Here is a 19,956-nt window from a genome sequence, read left to right as displayed (position 1 = left end):
GTGCAGGAATGATTGAATGGGACTAAATGCAGGTGCTTACTTGTCGCCCCAGGTTTCAAAGACCTTGGCTTCGACTTCGATGGGAACGTCAGGAAACAGGCTATGCATTTCTGCCACCATGATCTGCTCGACCATCGTTTTGATCTCCTGCGCTCGCTCTTCAGGCGCTTCGACAAGGATCTCGTCGTGGATGCAGCTCACGAGGTAGCAGTCTTGGGGCAGCTCATTGTACAGACGCCAAAGAGCGCACTTGAGACCATCTGCAGCAGATCCTTGTACGGGTGTGTTCAGCAATGCTGAATAACGCATCCACCATGAGTCAGGACCCGACGGCAAACGACGCCTCCTTCCGATGACGGTCCTCGCCTCACAGACATGGTTTGCCGCGTCGGCTTGTTTACGCTGCCATGAATCAAGGTCTGGATATGCCAGCAGAAATGCCTGTCGAATATCGGCAGCTCTAGATTCGTCAAGGTGCACACCATAATTGGAGCGTGCGTAACCAACAAGTCCCTTGGCTTTCTGGCCAAAAAGCATGCCGAAGTTTACCGCCTTCGCCAGTTGCCGCTCATCCTTGCTGATTGAGCTGATCTCCTTCCCCAAGACCAGTGCAGCAGTCTGCACATGAAGGTCCGCCCCTTTTCTATAGGCTTCCAGCATGCGCTCCTCACCTGAGATGACGGCAGCGACCCTCAGTTCAATCTGAGAATAATCAGCGCCAATGAGTTTGTAACCAGCACGCGCCTTGATGCATGTGCGCAGCTCCCCTCGTGGGATATTCTGCATATTCGGCTCTTTGCTGCTGAATCGGCCAGTGCGTGCCTGCATGGGATCGAAGCGTGCATGAACTCTGCCATCGACCTCAACCCGGTCCAGCAAGGCGTCGCATGATTCGATCTGCTTTTTGATCTGGCGGGTCTCGATGATGGAGGAGGCCAGTGGGTCGGCTAACTGACTGAGGGTATCCTCCTTCGTGTCGGAAACCAGGTGCCCTCTTGCGCTGAGTGCTTCCAGCACCTGGTCAGGACTGTTCGGATTGAACATGTTACCAGCCATACGCCGAAGTGCAGCGATTGAATCGCCATGCTGAATCACCAGCTTGTCGCGAAGGGCTGAGACCCTGGGCACATCTAGTGCAATACCGTTTCGTTGGAGCGCCACCGTGACCAGAACCGTGTTCATTTCCAAGTCAGCGGTTCTGTCCAAGTCGGCATCTTTCAGATTCAAGAGCAATTCGCTCCTCAGGCGCGCCAACTGGGCAACATCGTTCGCCGCATACTGCCACTGTTCCTCGGATAGCACACCGCTCCAGTCAGATGCGCCGTGCTCTTTCTTCAACTCAACATTGAGCATTCGATCCATCACAGCCCCCAGATCGTGTTTTTGGTCCAGGTCACCAGCACCAAGAGTTCTGGATGCAGTCATGGTGCAGAAAACCGATGAGGCTTTGAAGTCGAAGTGCCGGGCGAGGAAGGACAGGTCGAAGACAAGGTTGTGCCCAATAAGGAGACGTGAGGCCAGACTAGCAAGAACTGGCCTGACATCATCGCCGACGGCTCGCACATCAATCACATAGACGTGCATCTCGACGGCCAACTGAAGCAATCGTATTGATCCTTTGCGGGGGGCCAGAGCATCACCGGGGTTCTTGCCGTATGTCTCGATGTCTAGGCATACCTCAGCATCAGGGTGAGCAGCCAATGCCACCAGCACGTCGTGAAGGCCATCAGACGTGGTGATCTTCGTGAATCCACCTACTGCGGTGGGAACATTGCAAACGTTGCAAACCTTTTCGTCGGTCTGTCCGTGAAGATTTTCCGGGGTTGCTGTCCCTGGAGGAGCAGAGAAGTTGCTGTCGCCACCGCTCGGACAGCTCTGACCCAGGTTGCATGTTTGCAAGGTTTGCGAGGTTTGCACATCTGGTCCACCAGTCCTTGATGCGTCACCGTCTTGTCTCCGAATGAAGGCGTATCTCTTCCGCTTTTTGTCACTGTCGTCTATACGCATGGTAATACCGGAAAGCTCGCGGTCCCTGTAGCGCTCCAAAATCATGCCCAGCTTGGTCTGATCATCCCTGTTGTCGAGCTTAAGGTAGGGGAATGGCCATTCCTCTCCCCGGCGCATCAATATGTAAAGCCGGTCTTTTTTTATGTACGCGTGCCCGTGTGTTTCGTGGACCAAGATGAAGATCATGCGCATGTACTCCGTCTCACGGTCACCGATCTGCGCCTTGAGGTCTGGTGGTCTGACACAAGGGTCTCCGAGATCACATGCCGTCATGATGCCTCCAACGATTCTGCTCCAGCGTTGGAACGAAGCGAACGGAGTAGGTCCTGCTGGACGTCCCATTTCGTTCCACCGTAGCACAAGTGCATGAAGTGCCCCCAGGATTCTGGATTCATTCCGCCGAACCCAGTTGAGGAGGTCAGGATGACGGAATGTACGCAGATTGGGATTTTCCCCAGCATAACGTAGACGGATGATGACCGACCGTTTGTCCAAATCCGATGTGAGTGTAGCTCCGAGGTTCATTGAAAGGGAGTATTCCGCCTCGTTGGGGAGGGTTAGTTCACTGGAGTGTCCAAGCAGTCGATCCTTCCATACGACCGACGCGTCCGTGGCTGCTTCCAACGATGGAAAATTTACATACCCGCGAAGATTGGCGAAGTGAATGAAAGGATTTCCGGTCCGGAGTGCTGATGTGATCCTCTTCTTCATTTCGGCGTCGGCTTGCTTCTCTAGAGGGGGACCAACAGACCTATCGCGGGTGTAAAGCATGCTCACGAGCATTGCGATGGTGTCCTTGCCCAGTCGCGGCTGGTTTGCAAACATCAGGAAAACGGGTGCCTTCTCCCACTCCATCAGCCCTCGACAAAACGGGGTAAGGACGCGGGCGATGGCAGCGGTCTTCGCATGGTGGTCATGCCATGGAAAGCCACCGGAATCTGCATCCCCAAAGAGTTCATCAAGGGTCTGGATGGCTTCCTCAAAACAAAGACTATTGATTTTCGGGGCCGACAAGTCCAGAAATGTCTGGTGCTTCTCATCGTAACCATGGCGCGGCAACACAATGCTTCCATCGTCTGAGAATACTGGAATTGGCACTCGCAGCATGCGTCTGATCTGTGGCAAGCGCTGCCTCAACTGTTGCGATTCCAACAAGATCGCAGCTGTCTCTGCATTCATCGATTTGGGCACGAAGCGGACATCACCTCCCCGGCTGGGCTTGTATATGCCAAGCTGAACGACCTGTTCAGCAGAGGTGATGGCGTCTCGCGGCGTCAATGGACGCAAGCGGCGCTGGTGTCCATTGCCAGGCAAGTGACTCACCTCCACCACTTCATCTCCCAGAAGGAAATAGGTCTCAGCCTTTGCCATCACTTCTGCTACGGATCGAACGAACATGCTTTGTGTTTGACCTTCGCCGGGCAAAATGACCTTGGGGCGATGGGGTTCTGCACAGCAGCTATCGACGAGTCCGGGATTGGAAAGGTCGAACCGCTCGATGACCTCAAGGAGCTTGCGGCCTTGGCAATGCGCATGCTTGCAATCGAACGCTGGCCGTCGCCCTTCATTGGGCTCATAAATGACGGCTGAGGTGTCGGCAGCCGACCAGCCATCGCCGTGATCGCTGTGTTCCTCAGAGAACGGGCATTTCACGCTGTGCTTACCTTCTGAGCTGCTGATGCACCCACCGTAGATTCCAGCCTTGGTGAACAGCTTCACCACGTCCAGCGACTGAAGATCGCCGGCATGGCATGATTGAAGTTTCTCCCAATCACAAGCTGCCCTTGAACCACTTGTATGACCTGATGCAGGCTCCTTGAAGCCAAAAACGTCTTGGAGCGTTTTCCAGGAGATGACCGTTGGCTGGCCTGAGCCCTGCCATGCGTACACAAATCCGCGCTGACGCCTTGATGGTGGAGCCGTGATGTGCATTCCTGGCAGCATCAGTTCAGCAGTGACGGCTGCGTTGATGAGGGATACGAGTGGAGTGCCTCTTGGTGTACCATCAGACTTGGTGAGCACCGGAAGATCTTCGCACCGGAAGTAGAGGTGACGTCCACCCAAAGTCTTAACCTGGAGTGTTGCTGGTAGTGAAGCTTGAGCTTCTAGCCACTGGACTACGCTTGAGCCTTCGTCAGCCTTGCTGTCCAGATCCACGACCACATGCCCTGGAGGCAGAAGAATGGCCATGTTGTATGCAGGTGTACCGCCCCAGTACTTTTTCTTGTCGGCTTCAGTGGCCCAGTCTGTGCGAAGCTGTCTGTAGTCTTTTACCGCTGGAATTTTTCCATTCTGTTCTCCAGTGCCAGTGCCGGGAGAGTAGAGTGGAAAGACCGTTACACCCTGTGCTATGTACAGCTCCGCAGCCTCGATAGCTGTGGCTGGAAATGGGGAAGGGATGTCAAGGCTGACAACGTTGAAATTGGCTGTGCTGTGAGCTTGAGAAGCTGGAGAAGATGCGTTAGTATTCATAGTCGAAAGATGCTTGTCCGGGGACGCGATTTGCTTCGCAGGCCCGCGCGTCCCCGGAAGTTTTTTATTCTTGGAGTAAAGTTGAAATAGCACCGGTGCAGGCCACTTCGTTTTGGCTAATGCCCGGTAGTTCCGGGTGATCAGCTGGTGCTGCTAAAGTTTGCGCTCCCTCTGCTTGACCGTGCAGATGTTCGAGCAGGCTCTCCAATGAAATGAGGCGTACACCTCGGTTCGCTCCCCGTTGTCGGAGCACGACGGATTTAACCGGAGCATCTCTTCCCAGCACCAATGTGTTTAAGCTCGCCCTACTGAGACTTGTCCAGGGGCATCGACTGCCAGCTCGTGGCAGCCGTATAAATTCCGGCTGATGGGATGGGTGGGCGGTGCAAGCGTTAGGACGTGAAGTGGATGGTATCGCCGACGTCGTGCGCTGGCGGTGATGTAGGTTTGATTCGGTGATTTCGGTGTTCATGACGCCGGGATAATCACCATTCCTTCGAACGCAACGAGGGTCACTTTCCTGAGAAAACCGCCCCTTGCTCATTCGCTAATTCAGCCGCCGTCCTCGTTCCGGAGCCCCCCCCTGATGTGGGCTCGTTATGTCTTTCCGCGTCGGCCAACTCGGACCACCGATTCGCGCTTCTCGGAGGCTTTAGGGACAATGAAATATCGCAGCGTCTTCGATGCCCCCTTTGGATTGAACAACACCAGCGTCGGTTTAGTGCCACTGATCACGTCGGCATTAACGTAAAACCCCGCGATCTCGCCGTTCTTGATCACAACGTCCTCAATCGGTCGCTTGGCGCTCCCACTCAATTTAGCATCGCGCAACACTCGCTTGAGCGATTCTTCGCTCCAACCAGTATTCCCAGGAGCAAAGGCCTTCGCTGCTTTTAAGATGGCCTTTCTGCTCATTAGCCACATGGGGCAGTGGCAATCAACCCAATGACTAGCAACTTCAAGCAGCAGAGGATTTACGTCCAATTTGTCGGCGCGCTCATCGTAGTTTTTCATATCCGCAGCTACGTCGAGTAGGAAACTCGAACGTCGTTGCTGCATCGACTCAAGAAACCACTCGTACACAGCACTATCGGAATCGATGGTCATCGGCTCCTCCACAATGGCTCGAATCATGACTGCCTCATTGAGGTCATTGGAAACGCTTCCACCACGCGTGACAAGCACCGTGCGCATCACGCAGTCGAAAAACTCACGACGGCTCCGGTCTCTGGCTTCACGATACCATTTCTCGACCACCTTGCCACCCACCTGCGCCGCTAAGCTCTTCATGACCTTAGCGGCTACTGAGTTCGATTGCTTATCAATTCGGCTACGCTGGACTACCCATTCTTGATACCACGCCAAGATCTGCTCGACTGCATAATCATACTTGGGAAGAATTTTTCTAGGAAGGGGTTTCCCCGTCGCGACAAATTCGCGCAGGCAGTCTAAGACATACTTGGATTGCCTATTCCAAGTCCAGCGCGCTCGTTTTTGCCTTGAGCGATTAGGTTGAGTCTTTTTCGCTGTTCTTCTAGCAGCCATTTTCGGAGATCCCGTGTATGAAGTTTTATTGACCCGTCCGAAGGCGTGCCCTCCCCCGTCGAGAAAGCCTATCGAATCGCACGTGGGTTACCCTGAACATGTCCCTCTGTCTCCCAAGCGTTCAAAACGCTTTGGCGACATCAACAAGCATGCGGTGCCTGAAGCTTTGGCATGAGGCCAGCCCTCTGCAAATCAAAAAGCACACGCACCGTGGGTAGAAAGAGGGGTGGAATGCGGTTTATGAGCACAAAGTTTGCCCTGCAGGTGTGATAGTGACCCTCTTGGAGGGAGCCTTCCAAAACTGCCATCAAACTGCCATCAGGATTTTTTCCGCCTCTTTTTTCGTGGGCTTTTTGCCCCTCTCAAAAACCCTGCTGTAGCTTCTTTGAGTACCGGCGGTCGGACTCGAACCGACACATCCTCACGGATACAAGATTTTGAGTCTAGCGCGTCTACCAATTTCACCACGCCGGCATGTCTCAAAGAAGGTCCCTTTAGATAGCGAGATCGCACAGCGATTGCAAGGCATTTGGCAGTCCAAATATTTGCAGCGTGAAAAACGATCAGGGAGTCCGCAAAGGCACCATGGACTGGCGCCAGTCTTTGGAGCCCGAAGGAATGGTGCCCAAATTGAGGAAGGTGGGGGATGCTGGGCTGGCAAAGCCGCCGCGGTTCAGGCGCGAGGCATCAGGAGCGGCGCCGGATTCGAGCAGATTCTGAGTGCCCATTTTCACCAGCCCGCCTGCCGGGGCACGGGCGAGGATGGGATCCCCCCCAAGTTCAGCCCGAGGCTCCACCCGGGTCCAGGCATTGGCAGACCAGTAGTCGCCCTTCCATGAAGGGGTGGCCCTGGTGGGTACGTAGATGGCGAAGCGGTCAAACAGCACTTCGGGGACGTAGCGGCTGCCCACACGGCTGGCCAGAGGCGGATCGCTCGGGTCCGGGCGGCTTTCGGTGGACTCCAGCAGGTATTCTTTGTCGTCGATCTTCACCACGCACCAGGCATGGCCTCCGAGATCTCCGTAGCGACCCAGGGCCACACGCACCTGAAAGCCGCGAGACATCAGCCAGTCTGCCAGAAAGATGGAGGAGTCTTCGCAGTCGCCGCGCTGAAGCCGCTGTGTCTCATCGGCAAACTGCCAGCAGTCCGTCTGCTCCGGCTTGGCGAAGCTGCTGCCCGCCTTGGCCCCCGGGTCGTTGGTGTACCGGCAGTTTGCATGCACGGCAGACCAGATGGTGAAAAGCTGCTGCACGCGGGACTGGTTTTTGGCAAACACCGCCGGCGGTGCATAGCCGGTCAGAAACTCGTTCACATAATGGAAACGTCCGGCGCTGTCCGCGGCGATGACAGCATACTTCCGGTGACACTTCGGGCACTCCAGCGCCATGCTGCGCTGGGCGCGGGAGAGCTTCATGAAGTGCGGCTGCTTGCAGTGGACGCAGGTGCTGAAAAAGGGTTCGTCGCCTGATTGAGACAGGGCTTCGGGCGTGAAATCCCGCAGGCGCTGGCCCAGCACCAGCAGCGCTTCATGCATCAGTCCGCTGGCACGTGGCCTCAGGGCGATGGCCATGTGGGTCATCTCCGGCTGGGCACGGTGCGCATACTCGTGGAAGCGCTGCAGCAGCTCGCGCAGGCTCGGGCTGCTGGCGGAACATACGGAGACCCGGTAGTAGCGGGGCATGCCGTCCTGCACCAATTCGGTGACCTTATTGAGATCGGTCGTGTCGATCTTGGGAAACTCCTTGTCCAGCCAGGCCTCCATTTCGGGATCCACCCGGAGCGTGGGCGTCTTGTTCGCCATGCGGGAGTAGTTGAACTGGTCCACCAAATCGAGGCGGAATTTGGCGGCGCTGTATTGGGCGCCGGGGCTGGTCATCAGTTCACTCAGGCGCATCTTCCAGCCGTTCAGCCATCCTTCCTTGAAAGCGGCAATCCCCCCCGCCAGCAGGACGGCGGAGACGACTAACCAAGTGATGAGACGGCTGTTCATACTCGTCGAATTATAGTTTTTATAATATGACGCGCAATAAAAACCCTGTCCATGACAAAGTCCTTACAGACCACGAACGCAGTTGGGGGGAGTCCCCCCGCTGCGGAGTGGGAAATCCCAATTATTTCTGCACCTGAAAGGGAATCCGAGGGCTGTAGGGCCACAGTTTTGGCTCGTTGATCCCGATGGCCCCAAACAAAGTTCCAGGTTTGTCGCTGCCCACATCCGAGGTGTCGCCAAACCAGGCCGCCTGCGGATTTCCTGCTGAATTCGACACAAATATCCCCCCTCTCTCGCTCCTCCCGAGCAGCACCCCAACCGTCCTAATGCTCTGGGGTGCAAGATAATACGTCCCCTTCACAGACACCACATCCGCCACATAAATCCCCGCCGGAAACCGCACCACTCCCTGCCCACACTCCCGTTCTTCATTTGCGCCGATCACAATGGCTGGTGCGTTCTTGGGAGCAGGGGCGACGGAGCCGCAGGCGGTGATGAGAAAGGTGGAGAGCAGCAGACAAATGACGCGGGATGTTTTCATTATGGTTGGTGCCGGAGGGATTTTTCCCATGGGTGGGCAGCTTAGAATGACATCATGATTCATGCCATGAATCACTTCGTCTTGAGCGTCAGAGTCACACGCCGCACTTCCATCACGGTCTGGCCGGGGACGTCCAAGGCATGCAGGGTGAGCAGTCCGCGTTTGGCTGGCATCTTGAGGGTGCCGAGGGAGAGGGTATGGAAGTCGCGCATATAGCTTTCGCCTTTGCGCGAAGCACGGTCCTGATCGTCTAGCAGGCGGGGGAACCAGCCGGGCGTAACCTTACCGGAGGTGGTGCCGCCTTCAAAGCTCAGCTCCACGGTGGAACCTGCATCCGCCTCCGGGCAGGCGTAGTCGATCGTGACCTCGTAATCACCCGCAGTGTGGACGTCGATGTCCCAGGTCATGGCATCTTCATTGGTCTTCCAATTCACGAAGTAGGAGCAGTTTGGTGCGCTGGAACTGCGCTTGACCTCGCCGTACGGGGCGCCATCGCGGGCTTCCAGCATGGTGATGGGAAATTCGGTGTAGCCCACGGGATAAGGGCGGTTGTCCTCGAAGGGTTCGGCACCGGGGGCTTTTCCTTTCGTTTTCCCCTGCCCCTTCCCTTTCGCGCCAGCCGGTTTTGGGGCATAGGGCTTGCCAAACACTTCCTGATGCCATGCGGTGGCTCTGGCGGCGAGTTTACTGGCGAGTTCGGGCTGTTCGGCGGCGATGTCCTTGGTCTGATTGGGATCGGCAATCATGTCAAACAGACCGCCGTTCGCATCCAGGCGGTGGGTCTGGGTGCGCACGCTGAGGCGGCCTCCGTTGTAGTTCATGAGTTCCCTCGGGCCGAGCTTCCATTCGCCGCCGAGAACCAGCGTGGAGAAGTCCCAGCCGTCCAGCGGCTTGGTGCTGACGGGTTTGACCCCGGCCAGTGCCGTGAGCGTGGGCAGCAGATCAATCGCCCCGGCGATGGGTGTGATCAGCGTGTCCTGCTTGATCTTGCCCGGCCAGCGCATGAAGAGCGCGGAGCGCACGCCGCCTTCATCGGTGACGCCTTTTTTGCCCTTCATGCCGCCGTTCCAGCGGAAGCTGTTGGGGCCGTTGTCGCTGAAATAGACCACGATGGTGTTATCGCTCAGCTTCAGATCGTCGAGCTTTTTGAGCACGCGCCCCACGTTCACATCGATGTTGTCCATCATGGCCAGCACCGTGCGGGTAACCGCCAGGTCCTCTTTGTCCCCTTCCTCGCCACGCTGGGCCACAGGCGAGTCTTTGAACTTGTTCCAGTGCTCATCCGGCACGCTGAAGGGGGAGTGCGGCGTGGTCAGTGGGATGTAGCAAAAAAAGGGCTTGGCCTTGTTGGCTTCGATGAACTCCATCGCCTTTCCCACCAGCACATCGACGATGAAACCTTTGGCGCGAAACATCACGCCATTGTGCTCCAGCGGCGGGTCGAAGTACTCGCCCCAGTGCCCGGAGGTGTAGCCAACGTATTCCTGAAACCCGCGCGCGTTCGGGTGGTACGGCCACTGGCTGCCATTGTGCCATTTCCCAAACGCCCCCGTCGAGTAGCCCGAGGCGAGAAAGGCGTCCGCGATGGTCTTTTCATCGGTGTTCAGCCGCTCCAGGCCCGTGGACACTCCCTTGACCCCGCCGCGGGAATGGTAGCGCCCGGTGAGGAACTCACCCCGCGTGGGAGCGCACAGGGCGCAGACGAAGTAGCGGTCAAAGCGAGCGCCAGATTTCGCCAGGGCGTCGATGTTGGGCGTCTTGAGATTGGTGTTTCCATTGATCGAGTAATCCCCCCACCCCGAGTCATCCGCCAGCATCACCACCACATTCGGCGGAGCGGCCTGGAGCTGGGAAAAAAAGACGCAGGCGAGGAAGAGACAGAGGCGGTGGATCATGGTTGTGCGCGGTAACGCGGGAGAAAAGTCCGAGCTATCAAACAGTGTACGGTCCGCAACTCCGCATTCCCTTTCCCTCCCCCTTGACCAACCCCCAAAATCAATTACTCTGCTTACCCCCACGCCCTGGCGAAAGCTGCATTCCGCGCCTCGCCTGACCACGTGGAACCCACCACCATGAAAGAAAACATCCATCCCAAAACCTCCGAGACGACCATCACCTGCACCTGCGGTGCTGTGTATAACACGATCTCGACCGTGCCGAACCTTCGTATCGGCATCTGCTCCGCCTGCCATCCGTATTTCACCGGTGAGCAGCGCTTCATCGACACCGCCGGCCGCGTGGACAAGTTCGCGCAGCGCTACGGCTCCATCCGCGCCCGCCGCACGGCTCCAAAACTGGAAGCCGCTGCTCCTGCCGCTGCCGAAGCCTAGCTCACAGCCCCCTCCTTTTAGCCAAACGGTGCCCATGCCTCGTGCTGGGCACCGTTTTCTTTTTGTCTCTGCCCACCCTTCCCTTTCTTTCCCATGGACTACTCAGGCGTCATCGCCGGCAAACGCACCCGCTTCGCCGATCTCGAAGACATCATCGGCCGCCCCAATTTCTACGACGATGCCAAGAAGGCGGGCGACATGTTGCGCGAACACCGCAGCCTGCAAAACCTGCTCACAAGCTGGGATGCGTTTCAGAAAACGCAGGCAGAACTGGCCGAGAGCAAGGTCATGGCCAAGTCGCAGGAGGACAAAGAGTTCGCCGAGATGGCCGCCGCCGAAATCCCCGTGCTGGAGCAGCGGCTGGTGGATCTGGAAAAAGCCATCCAGGAGTCCATCCTGCCGCCCGATCCCCTGGAAGGGCGCGACATCATTCTCGAAATCCGCGCCGGCACTGGCGGCGATGAGGCGTCCTTGTTTGCCGCCGACCTGCTGCGCATGTACACGCGCTTTGCGGAAGGCCGCGGCTGGAAGATCGAGTCTCTGGACAGCAGCCCCTCCGAAGTAGGCGGCCTGAAGGAAGTCATCGTCAAAATCAGCGGCGAAGATGTGTACCGCGTCATGAAGTACGAAAGCGGCGTGCACCGCGTGCAGCGCGTGCCTGCCACGGAGGCGCAGGGGCGCATCCACACCTCCGCCGCCACGGTGGCCGTTCTGCCGGAGGCCGAGGAAGTCGATTTCGAACTCAAGCCCGATGAAGTCCGCATCGAAGTCTGCCGCTCTTCCGGCGCGGGCGGTCAGGGCGTGAACACCACGGACTCCGCCGTGCAGGTGCTGCACATCCCCACCGGCACCATCGTCCGCTGCCAGGACGGCCGCAGCCAGATCAAGAACAAGGAGAAGGCCCTCAGCATTCTGCGCTCACGCCTGCTGGAAAAGAAGCAGCAGGAAGAAGCGGCGAAGTATTCCGCCAACCGAAAAAGCCTCATCGGCAGCGGCGGTCGTGAAGAAAAGATCCGCACCTACAACTACCCGCAGAACCGCGTCACCGATCACCGCATCGAGCTGACGTTGTACAACCTCGATCAGTTCATGGAAGGCCGTGTGGAGCAGATCCTGCAGTCCCTGCTGGCCAGTGACCTGAAGGAGCGTCTGGCCGAGGCCGGGCTGAACTAAGCAAGCCCTTGCGCCTGCGGCATTCGTCATTCAGCATCCGCCTTCCCCTCTCATGTGGCGCGAACTCACCACTCTCTGGCAGAGCATCTGCGACCCCGAGTACCTGCACCTGCTGCTGGAGCCGCTGCCGCTCTATGGCCTGGGCATCGGGCTGACGTTTTTGATCGTGTCCTTCCTGTTTGGCGAAAAGAAGTGCCGCATGCTCGCGCTGGGGGTCATCTGCGTCTCCTGCGCCAGCGTGTGGCCCTACATCGATCTGCGGGACAAGGCGACGCCCCGCATCATCGCCACACGCTCGCCGGATTTCTCCCCGCTGATCCAGGAGCAGACACAGCGGCGCAAAGACTGGTCCTGGCCCTACTACCTCATGTCCCTGTGCAGCGCCACTGCGCTGGCAATGACGCGCTCGCCGAAAGGCAGGCTGGCCGTTTTCGTGGTCGTGATCTTTGGAGCCTTCCTGTTCTGGTTTAGCATCTGGATGCACAAGAAAGAATGCGAGGTGTATCACCGAAACATCGTGCGCTTTGTGCCGGTGCGCTGAGGGCATCCACGGCTCATCAGGCGCCAACTGCCGCACATTCTCAGCAAAAAATAAATTTGAAGGCAGGCATCGAGTGACGTATCCAGATTACGTCGATGAAAACGCTTCTTCAGGCTTTGATGACCGTGGTGCTGCTGCTTTCGCAGACAGCGCCTCTGTTTGCTTCTGCTTGTGGGGTTTCGACAGAGAAGCATTGCACGATGCCCTGTTGTGCAGCGGCCTGTGGTTGCATCAGCGATGCCGGGGAAACTCCGCAGCCCAGTTCCAGCGGCCAGCCTCCAGCAGTCGGACGCGACCTTCTGCCGCAGATCCTTTGGATGGAGACCGGCACGGCTTCTCCGCCATCCCGGCTTTTCTCAGCCGTTCAGGGCCGCACGACACGGCCAGCTTTGGATGAACACACTCCTGCCGGGACGCACGTCCGTCTCGCAGTGCTGTTCTGCTCCTTGCTGACTTGAAGACAGGTTCGACACACACGCATTGTGTCCGCGCATCGTGCGCCTGAGTTCACAGGCACATCCATGTCCCGGACGTGGTTTCCCGTGACAACGACCTGATTCAAATTTCCAGTGAAAACTCTCCTTCTCCTTGGCTGCGCCATGCTCATGGCGCCCGCTGCAACGCAAGCCCGCGACTCCTCCGCGCACAGCACTCCCACCCCCGGACAGCGTGTGGTCGAATACGACCTGCACATTTCTGAGCAACGTCTTGCCCCATCGGGCCGGAAAGTCCGCGCCCTGACCATCAACGGCACCATCCCCGGCCCCGTGTTAAGATTTCGAGAGGGCGACTTCGCGCGCATCCGCGTGCACAATGATCTGCCAGACGAAGAAACATCCACGCACTGGCATGGCCTGCTGCTGCCCAACAAGGAGGACGGCGTGCCTTACGTCACCACGCCGCCCATTTTGCCGGGACAGACGCACACCTTCCAGTTCACCCTGCGGCATAGCGGCACCTATTGGTTTCATTCCCACACGCATCTGCAGGAGCAAAGCGGGGTCTTTGGCGGGATCGTCGTGGAGCCACGCGGCGGTGAGCCGGTGAAGGCGGACCGGGAGCAGGTGCTCATCCTCTCTGACTGGACCAACATCGAGCCGCATGAAGTCATGCGCATGCTCATGCGAGGCAGCGACTACTTCGGCATTATGCGCCACAATTCGCAATCCATTCTCGGCGCCTGGAAGCGTGGCAATCTGAAGGATTACTTCCGCCGCGAATGGAGCCGCATGGTGCCCATGGATGTCGCCGACGTCGGCTATGCTGCCTTCTTGATCAACGGGCAGCGGCAGACCCGCATTGAGGGACGCCCCGGGGAGCGCGTGCGGCTGCGCGTCATCAATGCCGCCGCTGCGACGTATTTTCATCTGACCTCCAGCGCGGGGCCGATGACCATCGTGGCGGCTGATGGGCCGCCCGTGCAGCCGGTTCAGGTGGATCGTTTTCTCATGGCCATCGCTGAAACGTACGACCTCATCATCACCATCCCAGCCAGTGGTGAGTATGAGCTGCGTGCCACGGCGCAGGACGGCAGCGGTCATGCCTCCGCCATGATGGGACAGGGAGTTCCCCATCCGGCCCTGAGTCCGCCGCGCCCCAATCTCTATCAGATGGACCAGATGCTCTCCCTTTCGCTGGAAGAGCAGGAGAGCGATCCCCGTGCGCCCCTGAAGCTCGCTCGGCCCGGCTCCCCCTACAAACTGCTCAAGGCCACGCAGGACACCACGCTCCCCGCGAAGCTGCCCCATCGGAAAATCACGCTTCACCTCACTGGCGATATGGTGCGCTACATCTGGAGCTTCAATGGCAAAACCATCGCCGAAGATCCCTACGTAAAAATCAGGAAGGGCGAGGTCATCGAGCTTGAGCTGGTGAATGACAGCATGATGCATCACCCCATCCACCTGCACGGGCACTTCTTCCGCCTGCTTGTGGGCAATGGAGCGCGATCTCCTCTCAAGCACACGGTGGACGTGCCCCCCATGAGCAGACGCACCGTGGAGTTCGATGCGAACGAGGACAAGGACTGGATGTTCCACTGCCACATTCTCTACCATATGATGAGCGGCATGGCCCGTGTCTTTCGGTATGAGGATTCCCCTCCCACCCACGCGACTCCGGCGGAAAGCCTTGGCCATGCGGCCGGACTGAAGCGGGATATGTCGGCAGCCGCCACTCCGGGAATGGCTTCCCACCATCACGACGGGCAGCTTGGAGAGCACAGCCATGACATGAGCTACCTCTGGGGCGCGGCCTCGCTGCAAACGCAGATGAGCACCGGCCTGCTCTCCTGGATGAATCCCAAGAACAACCTGCTCCTCTCCTGGGAACTGGGCTGGAGACGCACGCCCACCACCGAGCACGAAGTGGACTCCATCTACCAGCGCTACTTCAACATGAACTTCCAGGCCTACGCAGGCTTCCGCTTTGCCAATCACGGCGGAGGCAACCGGGCCATCGCTGGATTCAACTACCGTCTGCCGCTCATGTTTCTGGCCGACTTCACCGTGGACAGCAACGGCAACGGCCGCTTTCAAATCTCCAAGCGCTTTCAGCTCACCTCACGTCTGGGCACCTCCGGCTATGCGTTTTACGACACCGGCAGCCGCTGGGAATGGAGCGCCGGGGCGGACTACACGCTCATGCGCAATCTCTCTCTCTCCGCCAGCTACCACAGCGACTACGGCCCCGGCATCGGCCTCATCATCCGCTTTTGATGGACGCAATCCATCGAACCTACGCAACAAAAACACACCCAATAAAGCCCCATGAAAACCAACACACGCCTCTTCCTCCTCACACTTCTCCTTGGCCTTGCCTCCTGTGCGGGCACTCCGGGCTCTTCAGCGTCCGGCGGGAACAAGCCTTATCCGCTCAAAGTCTGCCTGGTGACGGGCAATGACCTCAACAGCATGGGCGGCCCCGTAAGCACCGTTTACAACGGCCAGGAAATCAAATTCTGCTGCAAGCCCTGCCTCAAAAAATTTGAGGCCAATCCCTCCAAGTATCTAGCCAAGCTTCAATAGCCACTCAACTCCCACCTCCGCCTGCGCACCCACGCAGGCGGCCATGTACGGCCCACGCCAGATGCGCCATCAACGGCGACATGAAGGCAAACCATTCCCAAACAACCATGTCACTCCCTCAAACATTCCCCCTTGCGGGCCTTTCTTGCGGCTCTTGCGTCCAAAAGATCTCCACGCGTCTGCTCGAGCATCCGGACATCATCCAGGCTTCAGTCACCCTCCAGCCGCAGGAGGCACGCATCACCACACGCTCGGCTTTGAGCAACGAGGAGATCAACGACTGGCTGAAACCTCTCGGCAAATACCGCGTGCCCGATCCGGCACCCGATGCCCCGGCGGCGCCGGCGAAGAACGTTCAGACTTACCGTCCGCTCCTCATCCTGCTGGGTTACCTGCTGCTGGTCATCACCGCGGCGAACATCGCGCGCGGAATTTTTGATCCCGCGATGTCCATGCGTCTCTTCATGGGCGGCTTTTTTATCGCGTTCTCATTCTTTAAAATGCTGGACCTGCGCGGCTTCAGCGATGCCTATCGCAGCTATGATCTGGTGGCGAAGGCTGTGCCAGCCTATGGTCTTGTTTATCCGTTCATCGAAATTGCCCTCGGCCTTGCCTATCTGGCAGACTGGCAGCCGCGCGGAGTCAATGTGGCCGCGGCAGTCATCATGCTCATAAGCCTCGTGGGCGTGCTAAGGGCTGTGGCTTCAAAAAAGAGCATTCGCTGCGCATGCCTCGGCACCGTTTTCAATCTGCCGATGTCCACCGTCACCATTATCGAAGACGGCCTTATGCTCGCGATGGCGCTCGCGTCCTTGATGACCTGACTTTGCGCTTCACTCCTCCGAGTAGGAGTCACCGTCGGTGGGCATGACGAGCTGGTTTTTGATGAGTTCAAAGGACCGACCTTTGCCGTAGGAGTGGATGTAGAGACGTTGCTTCCGACGCTTCAAGTTTTCGAGCACGATGGACACCTGCTTGAATGACACGGTGTCTTGGAAATCGGAGAACCAGTACAAGCCGTCGGCATTGCGCACTTCATCGCTCAGCAGCGCCAGCCAGGCATAGCTGACGCCTACATTGTGGATGAAGTAGGTCTGCGGACGCCGTGAGAGCTGGAGGAAGAGGTCCTTGCTCGGGATGGGGTCGTTGGGCTTGATCTTGTAGGCTGCGGTTTCCATGAAGGTAGCTCCCCCCATGCGCCAGAATTTTTCAAACTCGACGGTGGAAGTGCGGAAGACCTTGGTTCCGACGAGGGGCTTCTTGGGCTCATCCAGGCCACAGCCGAAATACAGGACGACGACGCTGCCTTTGGCCACCTTGTCCACCTCTTTCACCACGCGCTCCAGCTGCGGCATCATGGAGGCAGAAACGTCCAGCACCACGGCGAGTTTTTTCGATTTGAGGTTCAGGCCAAACAAAGGGCCGATCATCTGGCCGTTCAGCGAGCCGAGTCCCAGGCCTTTGCCAGCGCCACCTCCCGCGCCCGCGAGGCCGAAGCCTCCGTTGCTGCTGCTGCTGCTCGAGAGCTTGGGCGTCTGCGACATGTCGAGCAGGTCGGGCATATCCGCCGGCAGCACCACCTTGCTCATGCTGCTGGCCACGGTCAGCTTGCGATTCGGCACTGGCTGCTTCAGCCAGGGGTTCTTCTTTTGCTGAATCTTGTGCAGCAGGGCCTGCTCCGCCTGTTGTCCCTGAACGGTGCCGCCGCCGGGCAGAAAGTCCAGCTGCCGGTCAGTAACCTGATGCACCACGATCAACGTCGCCGCTGTGAGGATAAGCACATGAAGGCCGACGCTCAGGGCCAGCGAGCGTCCGCCCCATTTCTCCCAGCGCTGACGCCATGTGCCCGCAGGAAGAATGGCGGCATCCACATGCGTGATGACGTGGCGTTTGACCGGAGCTCTGCGCTGCGGCAGTGGCGGCAGCTTGGGCGTCTTTTGAGTCGTGGCGGGCGGGGAGAGCGCCACGCCGCGTGTGGCGGGTATTCTCTCGGTGGGACGATTCTTTTTGAAATCCGCCCTTCGCGGGGGCGCGGACTGGGGCGTCCCCCTCCCAGACTCGTCATCCGCGGACGGCAGGTGATTGAAATCCTCGGGGGTGGAGCGCATGGACAGTCACTGGTAAACCTCGCCTGCCCCTGTGAGTTATCACCGAGCATCAGGAAGGCTGGCGGAATCTACTGCGCCCTTTCGAGAAAGGAAGCAAATCGCTCAGCCAGCAGCGGCCCAGACGATCATGCCGCAGGCCAGGACGGTGCCAGAGAGGCCGAGCAGGAAGATGACGTCCGCCGCGGACTCCACGCGGTGCATGCGCCTGGAGCTGCGAGTGCGCAGCGCCCAGTAGGAGAGAAAGCATGCGCCAAGAAAGAGCATGGCATTCACGGCAAGGATCTCATCCACCAGCGTCTGCACCAGGTGGGAACGGGTGAAGGTCTGCACGATGCTGATGACCGTAAGGCAGACGCCTACCATGGCCGCCGAGGCGGTGAAGATGTGAATGGCGATATCGCGCTCCAGCGGCGGGTCTGGCTTGTTATGCTGGCCGGGTTTCATGGGAAATGCAGGCGCATCACTCGCTTCAGGCGCGATCTGATTCCGCCTCCTTCTTCCTCAGCGCGAAGAAGCCGAAGATGATGGAGGCTGAGACAAGCGCGGAGCAGCACATGTAGTACAGGGCGCCCACATAAGACCCGGTCATGGTCTGCACGGTGCCAAGCAGCGTGGAACCAAAGGCGCCGCCGAGATTTCCAAGGGAGTTGATCAGGCCAATGCTGCCCGCAGCCGCGGCAGAAGTGAGGAACATGCTCGGCAGAGCCCAGAAGGCGGGCATGTAGCTCTTAAACCCGGTGAATGCGGCCATGAAGCAGATCACCGTCAGCACCAGGCTGCCCTGCGTCTGCGGCAGCAGGCCCATGGAGGCGGCTCCCAGGACAATGGGCACCACAGCATGCCAGCGGCGTTCCTTATACCGGTCCGAACTCCAGCCGGCCACGAGCTGCCCCACCAGCGCTGCGGCGGGCGGCAGTATGATGAGCCACTGCAGCATTTCATCCTTCAGTTTATACCAGTCCTTGAGGATGCTGGTCATGAACAGCTCCATGCCGATGCTGCCGGTGGTCATGCAAAAATACGCCAGCGCCAGCATCAGCACCTTGGGGTTGCGCAGAGCTTCGAGCACTGTCAGGCGTTTGCCCTTGGTGGTCAGTCCGCGCTCGCGCTCGAGTTCGCTTTCGAGCGCCGTTTTCTCCTCGGCCGTCAGCCATGCCGCCTGCCCGGGGCGGTCCACCAGCTTGTAAAAGACAATGGCCCCCAGGGCGATGGCGGGCAGCGCCCAGAAGACGTACACCCACTGCCAGCCGACCATGCCAAGGATCGGCGGATGGGCTGCATCCGCGCCAATTTTGAGCAGCTTGAAGGAAAGCCATGGGCTGAGGATCTGCGCCAGCGGGGCGGCCACCAGGAAGATGGCCAGAGCGCGCGCGCGGTCGCGGCTGGGAAACCAGTGGGTGAGGTAAACGATCACGCCTGGGAAAAAGCCCGCTTCCGCGAGTCCCAGCAGGAAGCGTACCGAATAGAACTGCCAGGGAGAGGTCACCGCCGCTGTGAGCGCCGCCATCATGCCCCAGGAGATCATGATACGGCAGATCCACTTCCGCGCACTCCAGCGCTCCACCATGAGGGTGCCGGGGATCTCCAGCAATACGTAGCCGATGTAAAAAATACCGGCTCCAAAACCGATGACCGCATTGTCAAAGCCGACCAAATCCTTGGTCATCGTCAGCTTTGCCACCGCCACATTCTGGCGGTCCACATAAGCGATCATGTAGCTGACAAAGAGCAGAGGCAGCAGGTGCCAGTAGGCTTTGCGCCGAGCACGGTCAAGCGCCGCAGTGTGTAGAGAAGTGTCCGTGAGGCTGGATGACATGAGAGAGAATCGGCAGTCTATGCGTCAGCCTGCCAGCGACTCAAGGACGGAGTGATGATTTGAAAAGGCGGCTGAGGGAGTCAGCCGCCCCGTGGTAGGCTACTGGCCGCTTATTTCTTCTTCACCTGATATTTGCCAGGAGTCTTGTCGAATTTTTCTTTGCACTCGGCCGTGGCGAAAATGACGCGGCCGTCCTTTGTGTTGCTGCGGAAAATGAGGCGTGCATCTTTGTGGCAGACGGGGCATTCCGAATTTACGGGAGCGTCCGCGGCGATGCTGTTAAGGGTCAGAGAAGCCGTGACGGCGAGGAGGGTAAGCAGTGTTTTCATGGTTGGTCGGGCTGGGTAAAAACAGGCAGCCTCAATATTCAACGCATGCGCTCTGAGATGTCACGCATGATTTTCAG

Annotated in this window: 15 protein-coding genes and 1 tRNA gene; 6 read left to right on the top strand and 10 right to left on the bottom strand. The window is 58.4% G+C overall.

The window, feature by feature from the left end:
- Nucleotides 1-36 precede the first annotated feature (36 nt).
- The 6 genes from ACILSR_RS12505 to ACILSR_RS12480 all read right to left on the bottom strand — a co-directional run bounded on the left by ACILSR_RS12505 (nucleotide 37) and on the right by ACILSR_RS12480 (nucleotide 10,451).
- Nucleotides 37-4,479 (bottom strand): DNA polymerase, encoded by a 4,443-nt coding sequence (locus tag ACILSR_RS12505; protein WP_395750112.1) that lies wholly within the window; start codon nucleotides 4,477-4,479, stop codon nucleotides 37-39.
- Nucleotides 4,480-5,076: 597 nt separating this feature from the next.
- Nucleotides 5,077-5,769 (bottom strand): hypothetical protein, encoded by a 693-nt coding sequence (locus ACILSR_RS12500; RefSeq protein WP_395750111.1) that lies wholly within the window; start codon nucleotides 5,767-5,769, stop codon nucleotides 5,077-5,079.
- Nucleotides 5,770-6,414: 645 nt separating this feature from the next.
- Nucleotides 6,415-6,498: transfer RNA gene (locus ACILSR_RS12495), tRNA-Leu, on the bottom strand.
- Between the two features lie 89 nt (nucleotides 6,499-6,587).
- The gene (locus ACILSR_RS12490) at nucleotides 6,588-8,015 is read right to left on the bottom strand and encodes a hypothetical protein (RefSeq protein WP_395750110.1); all 1,428 of its coding nucleotides are present in this window, start codon (nucleotides 8,013-8,015) and stop codon (nucleotides 6,588-6,590) included.
- Nucleotides 8,016-8,136: 121 nt separating this feature from the next.
- Nucleotides 8,137-8,556, bottom strand: a complete 420-nt coding sequence (locus tag ACILSR_RS12485; protein WP_395750109.1) for a hypothetical protein — start codon at nucleotides 8,554-8,556, stop codon at nucleotides 8,137-8,139.
- A 71-nt stretch (nucleotides 8,557-8,627) separates the two neighbouring features.
- Entirely contained in the window at nucleotides 8,628-10,451 is a 1,824-nt protein-coding gene (locus ACILSR_RS12480; RefSeq protein WP_395750108.1) for a sulfatase-like hydrolase/transferase, read from the bottom strand.
- Between the two features lie 177 nt (nucleotides 10,452-10,628).
- On the opposite strand from ACILSR_RS12480, the gene rpmE reads away from it, so the two are divergent.
- From rpmE to ACILSR_RS12450, 6 genes are all read left to right on the top strand, one after another.
- Nucleotides 10,629-10,886, top strand: coding sequence for a 50S ribosomal protein L31 (gene rpmE, locus ACILSR_RS12475; protein ID WP_395750107.1), 258 nt, complete (start codon nucleotides 10,629-10,631; stop codon nucleotides 10,884-10,886).
- Between the two features lie 93 nt (nucleotides 10,887-10,979).
- Nucleotides 10,980-12,059: a peptide chain release factor 1 gene (gene prfA / locus ACILSR_RS12470; RefSeq protein WP_395750106.1), complete on the top strand. Its 1,080-nt coding sequence runs from the start codon at nucleotides 10,980-10,982 to the stop codon at nucleotides 12,057-12,059.
- Nucleotides 12,060-12,111: 52 nt separating this feature from the next.
- A complete protein-coding gene (locus tag ACILSR_RS12465) occupies nucleotides 12,112-12,600 on the top strand; it encodes a hypothetical protein (protein WP_395750105.1) in 489 nt (162 codons plus the stop codon).
- Nucleotides 12,601-13,169: 569 nt separating this feature from the next.
- Complete coding sequence (locus tag ACILSR_RS12460) at nucleotides 13,170-15,317, top strand: multicopper oxidase family protein (protein WP_395750104.1); 2,148 nt, start codon at nucleotides 13,170-13,172, stop codon at nucleotides 15,315-15,317.
- A gap of 51 nt (nucleotides 15,318-15,368) precedes the next feature.
- Nucleotides 15,369-15,626: a YHS domain-containing protein gene (locus ACILSR_RS12455; protein WP_395750103.1), complete on the top strand. Its 258-nt coding sequence runs from the start codon at nucleotides 15,369-15,371 to the stop codon at nucleotides 15,624-15,626.
- Nucleotides 15,627-15,733: 107 nt separating this feature from the next.
- The gene (locus ACILSR_RS12450; protein ID WP_395750102.1) at nucleotides 15,734-16,450 is read left to right on the top strand and encodes a heavy metal-associated domain-containing protein; all 717 of its coding nucleotides are present in this window, start codon (nucleotides 15,734-15,736) and stop codon (nucleotides 16,448-16,450) included.
- A gap of 9 nt (nucleotides 16,451-16,459) precedes the next feature.
- On the opposite strand, the gene ACILSR_RS12445 is transcribed toward ACILSR_RS12450, so the two are convergent.
- The 4 genes from ACILSR_RS12445 to ACILSR_RS12430 all read right to left on the bottom strand — a co-directional run bounded on the left by ACILSR_RS12445 (nucleotide 16,460) and on the right by ACILSR_RS12430 (nucleotide 19,879).
- Nucleotides 16,460-17,734 carry a hypothetical protein gene (locus tag ACILSR_RS12445; protein ID WP_395750101.1) on the bottom strand — a complete coding sequence of 425 codons (1,275 nt, stop codon included), beginning with the start codon at nucleotides 17,732-17,734 and terminating at the stop codon, nucleotides 16,460-16,462.
- Nucleotides 17,735-17,836: 102 nt separating this feature from the next.
- Nucleotides 17,837-18,178: a hypothetical protein gene (locus ACILSR_RS12440; protein WP_395750100.1), complete on the bottom strand. Its 342-nt coding sequence runs from the start codon at nucleotides 18,176-18,178 to the stop codon at nucleotides 17,837-17,839.
- A gap of 25 nt (nucleotides 18,179-18,203) precedes the next feature.
- Complete coding sequence (locus ACILSR_RS12435) at nucleotides 18,204-19,550, bottom strand: MFS transporter (RefSeq protein ID WP_395750099.1); 1,347 nt, start codon at nucleotides 19,548-19,550, stop codon at nucleotides 18,204-18,206.
- Nucleotides 19,551-19,660: 110 nt separating this feature from the next.
- Nucleotides 19,661-19,879: a hypothetical protein gene (locus ACILSR_RS12430; RefSeq protein WP_395750098.1), complete on the bottom strand. Its 219-nt coding sequence runs from the start codon at nucleotides 19,877-19,879 to the stop codon at nucleotides 19,661-19,663.
- Nucleotides 19,880-19,956: the final 77 nt, after the last annotated feature.

The organism is Prosthecobacter sp., assembly GCF_044222565.1.
Lineage (GTDB): Bacteria > Verrucomicrobiota > Verrucomicrobiia > Verrucomicrobiales > Verrucomicrobiaceae > Prosthecobacter.
Note: the sequence above shows the minus strand (reverse complement) of the source record. Positions and strands in the feature narration are given on the sequence as shown.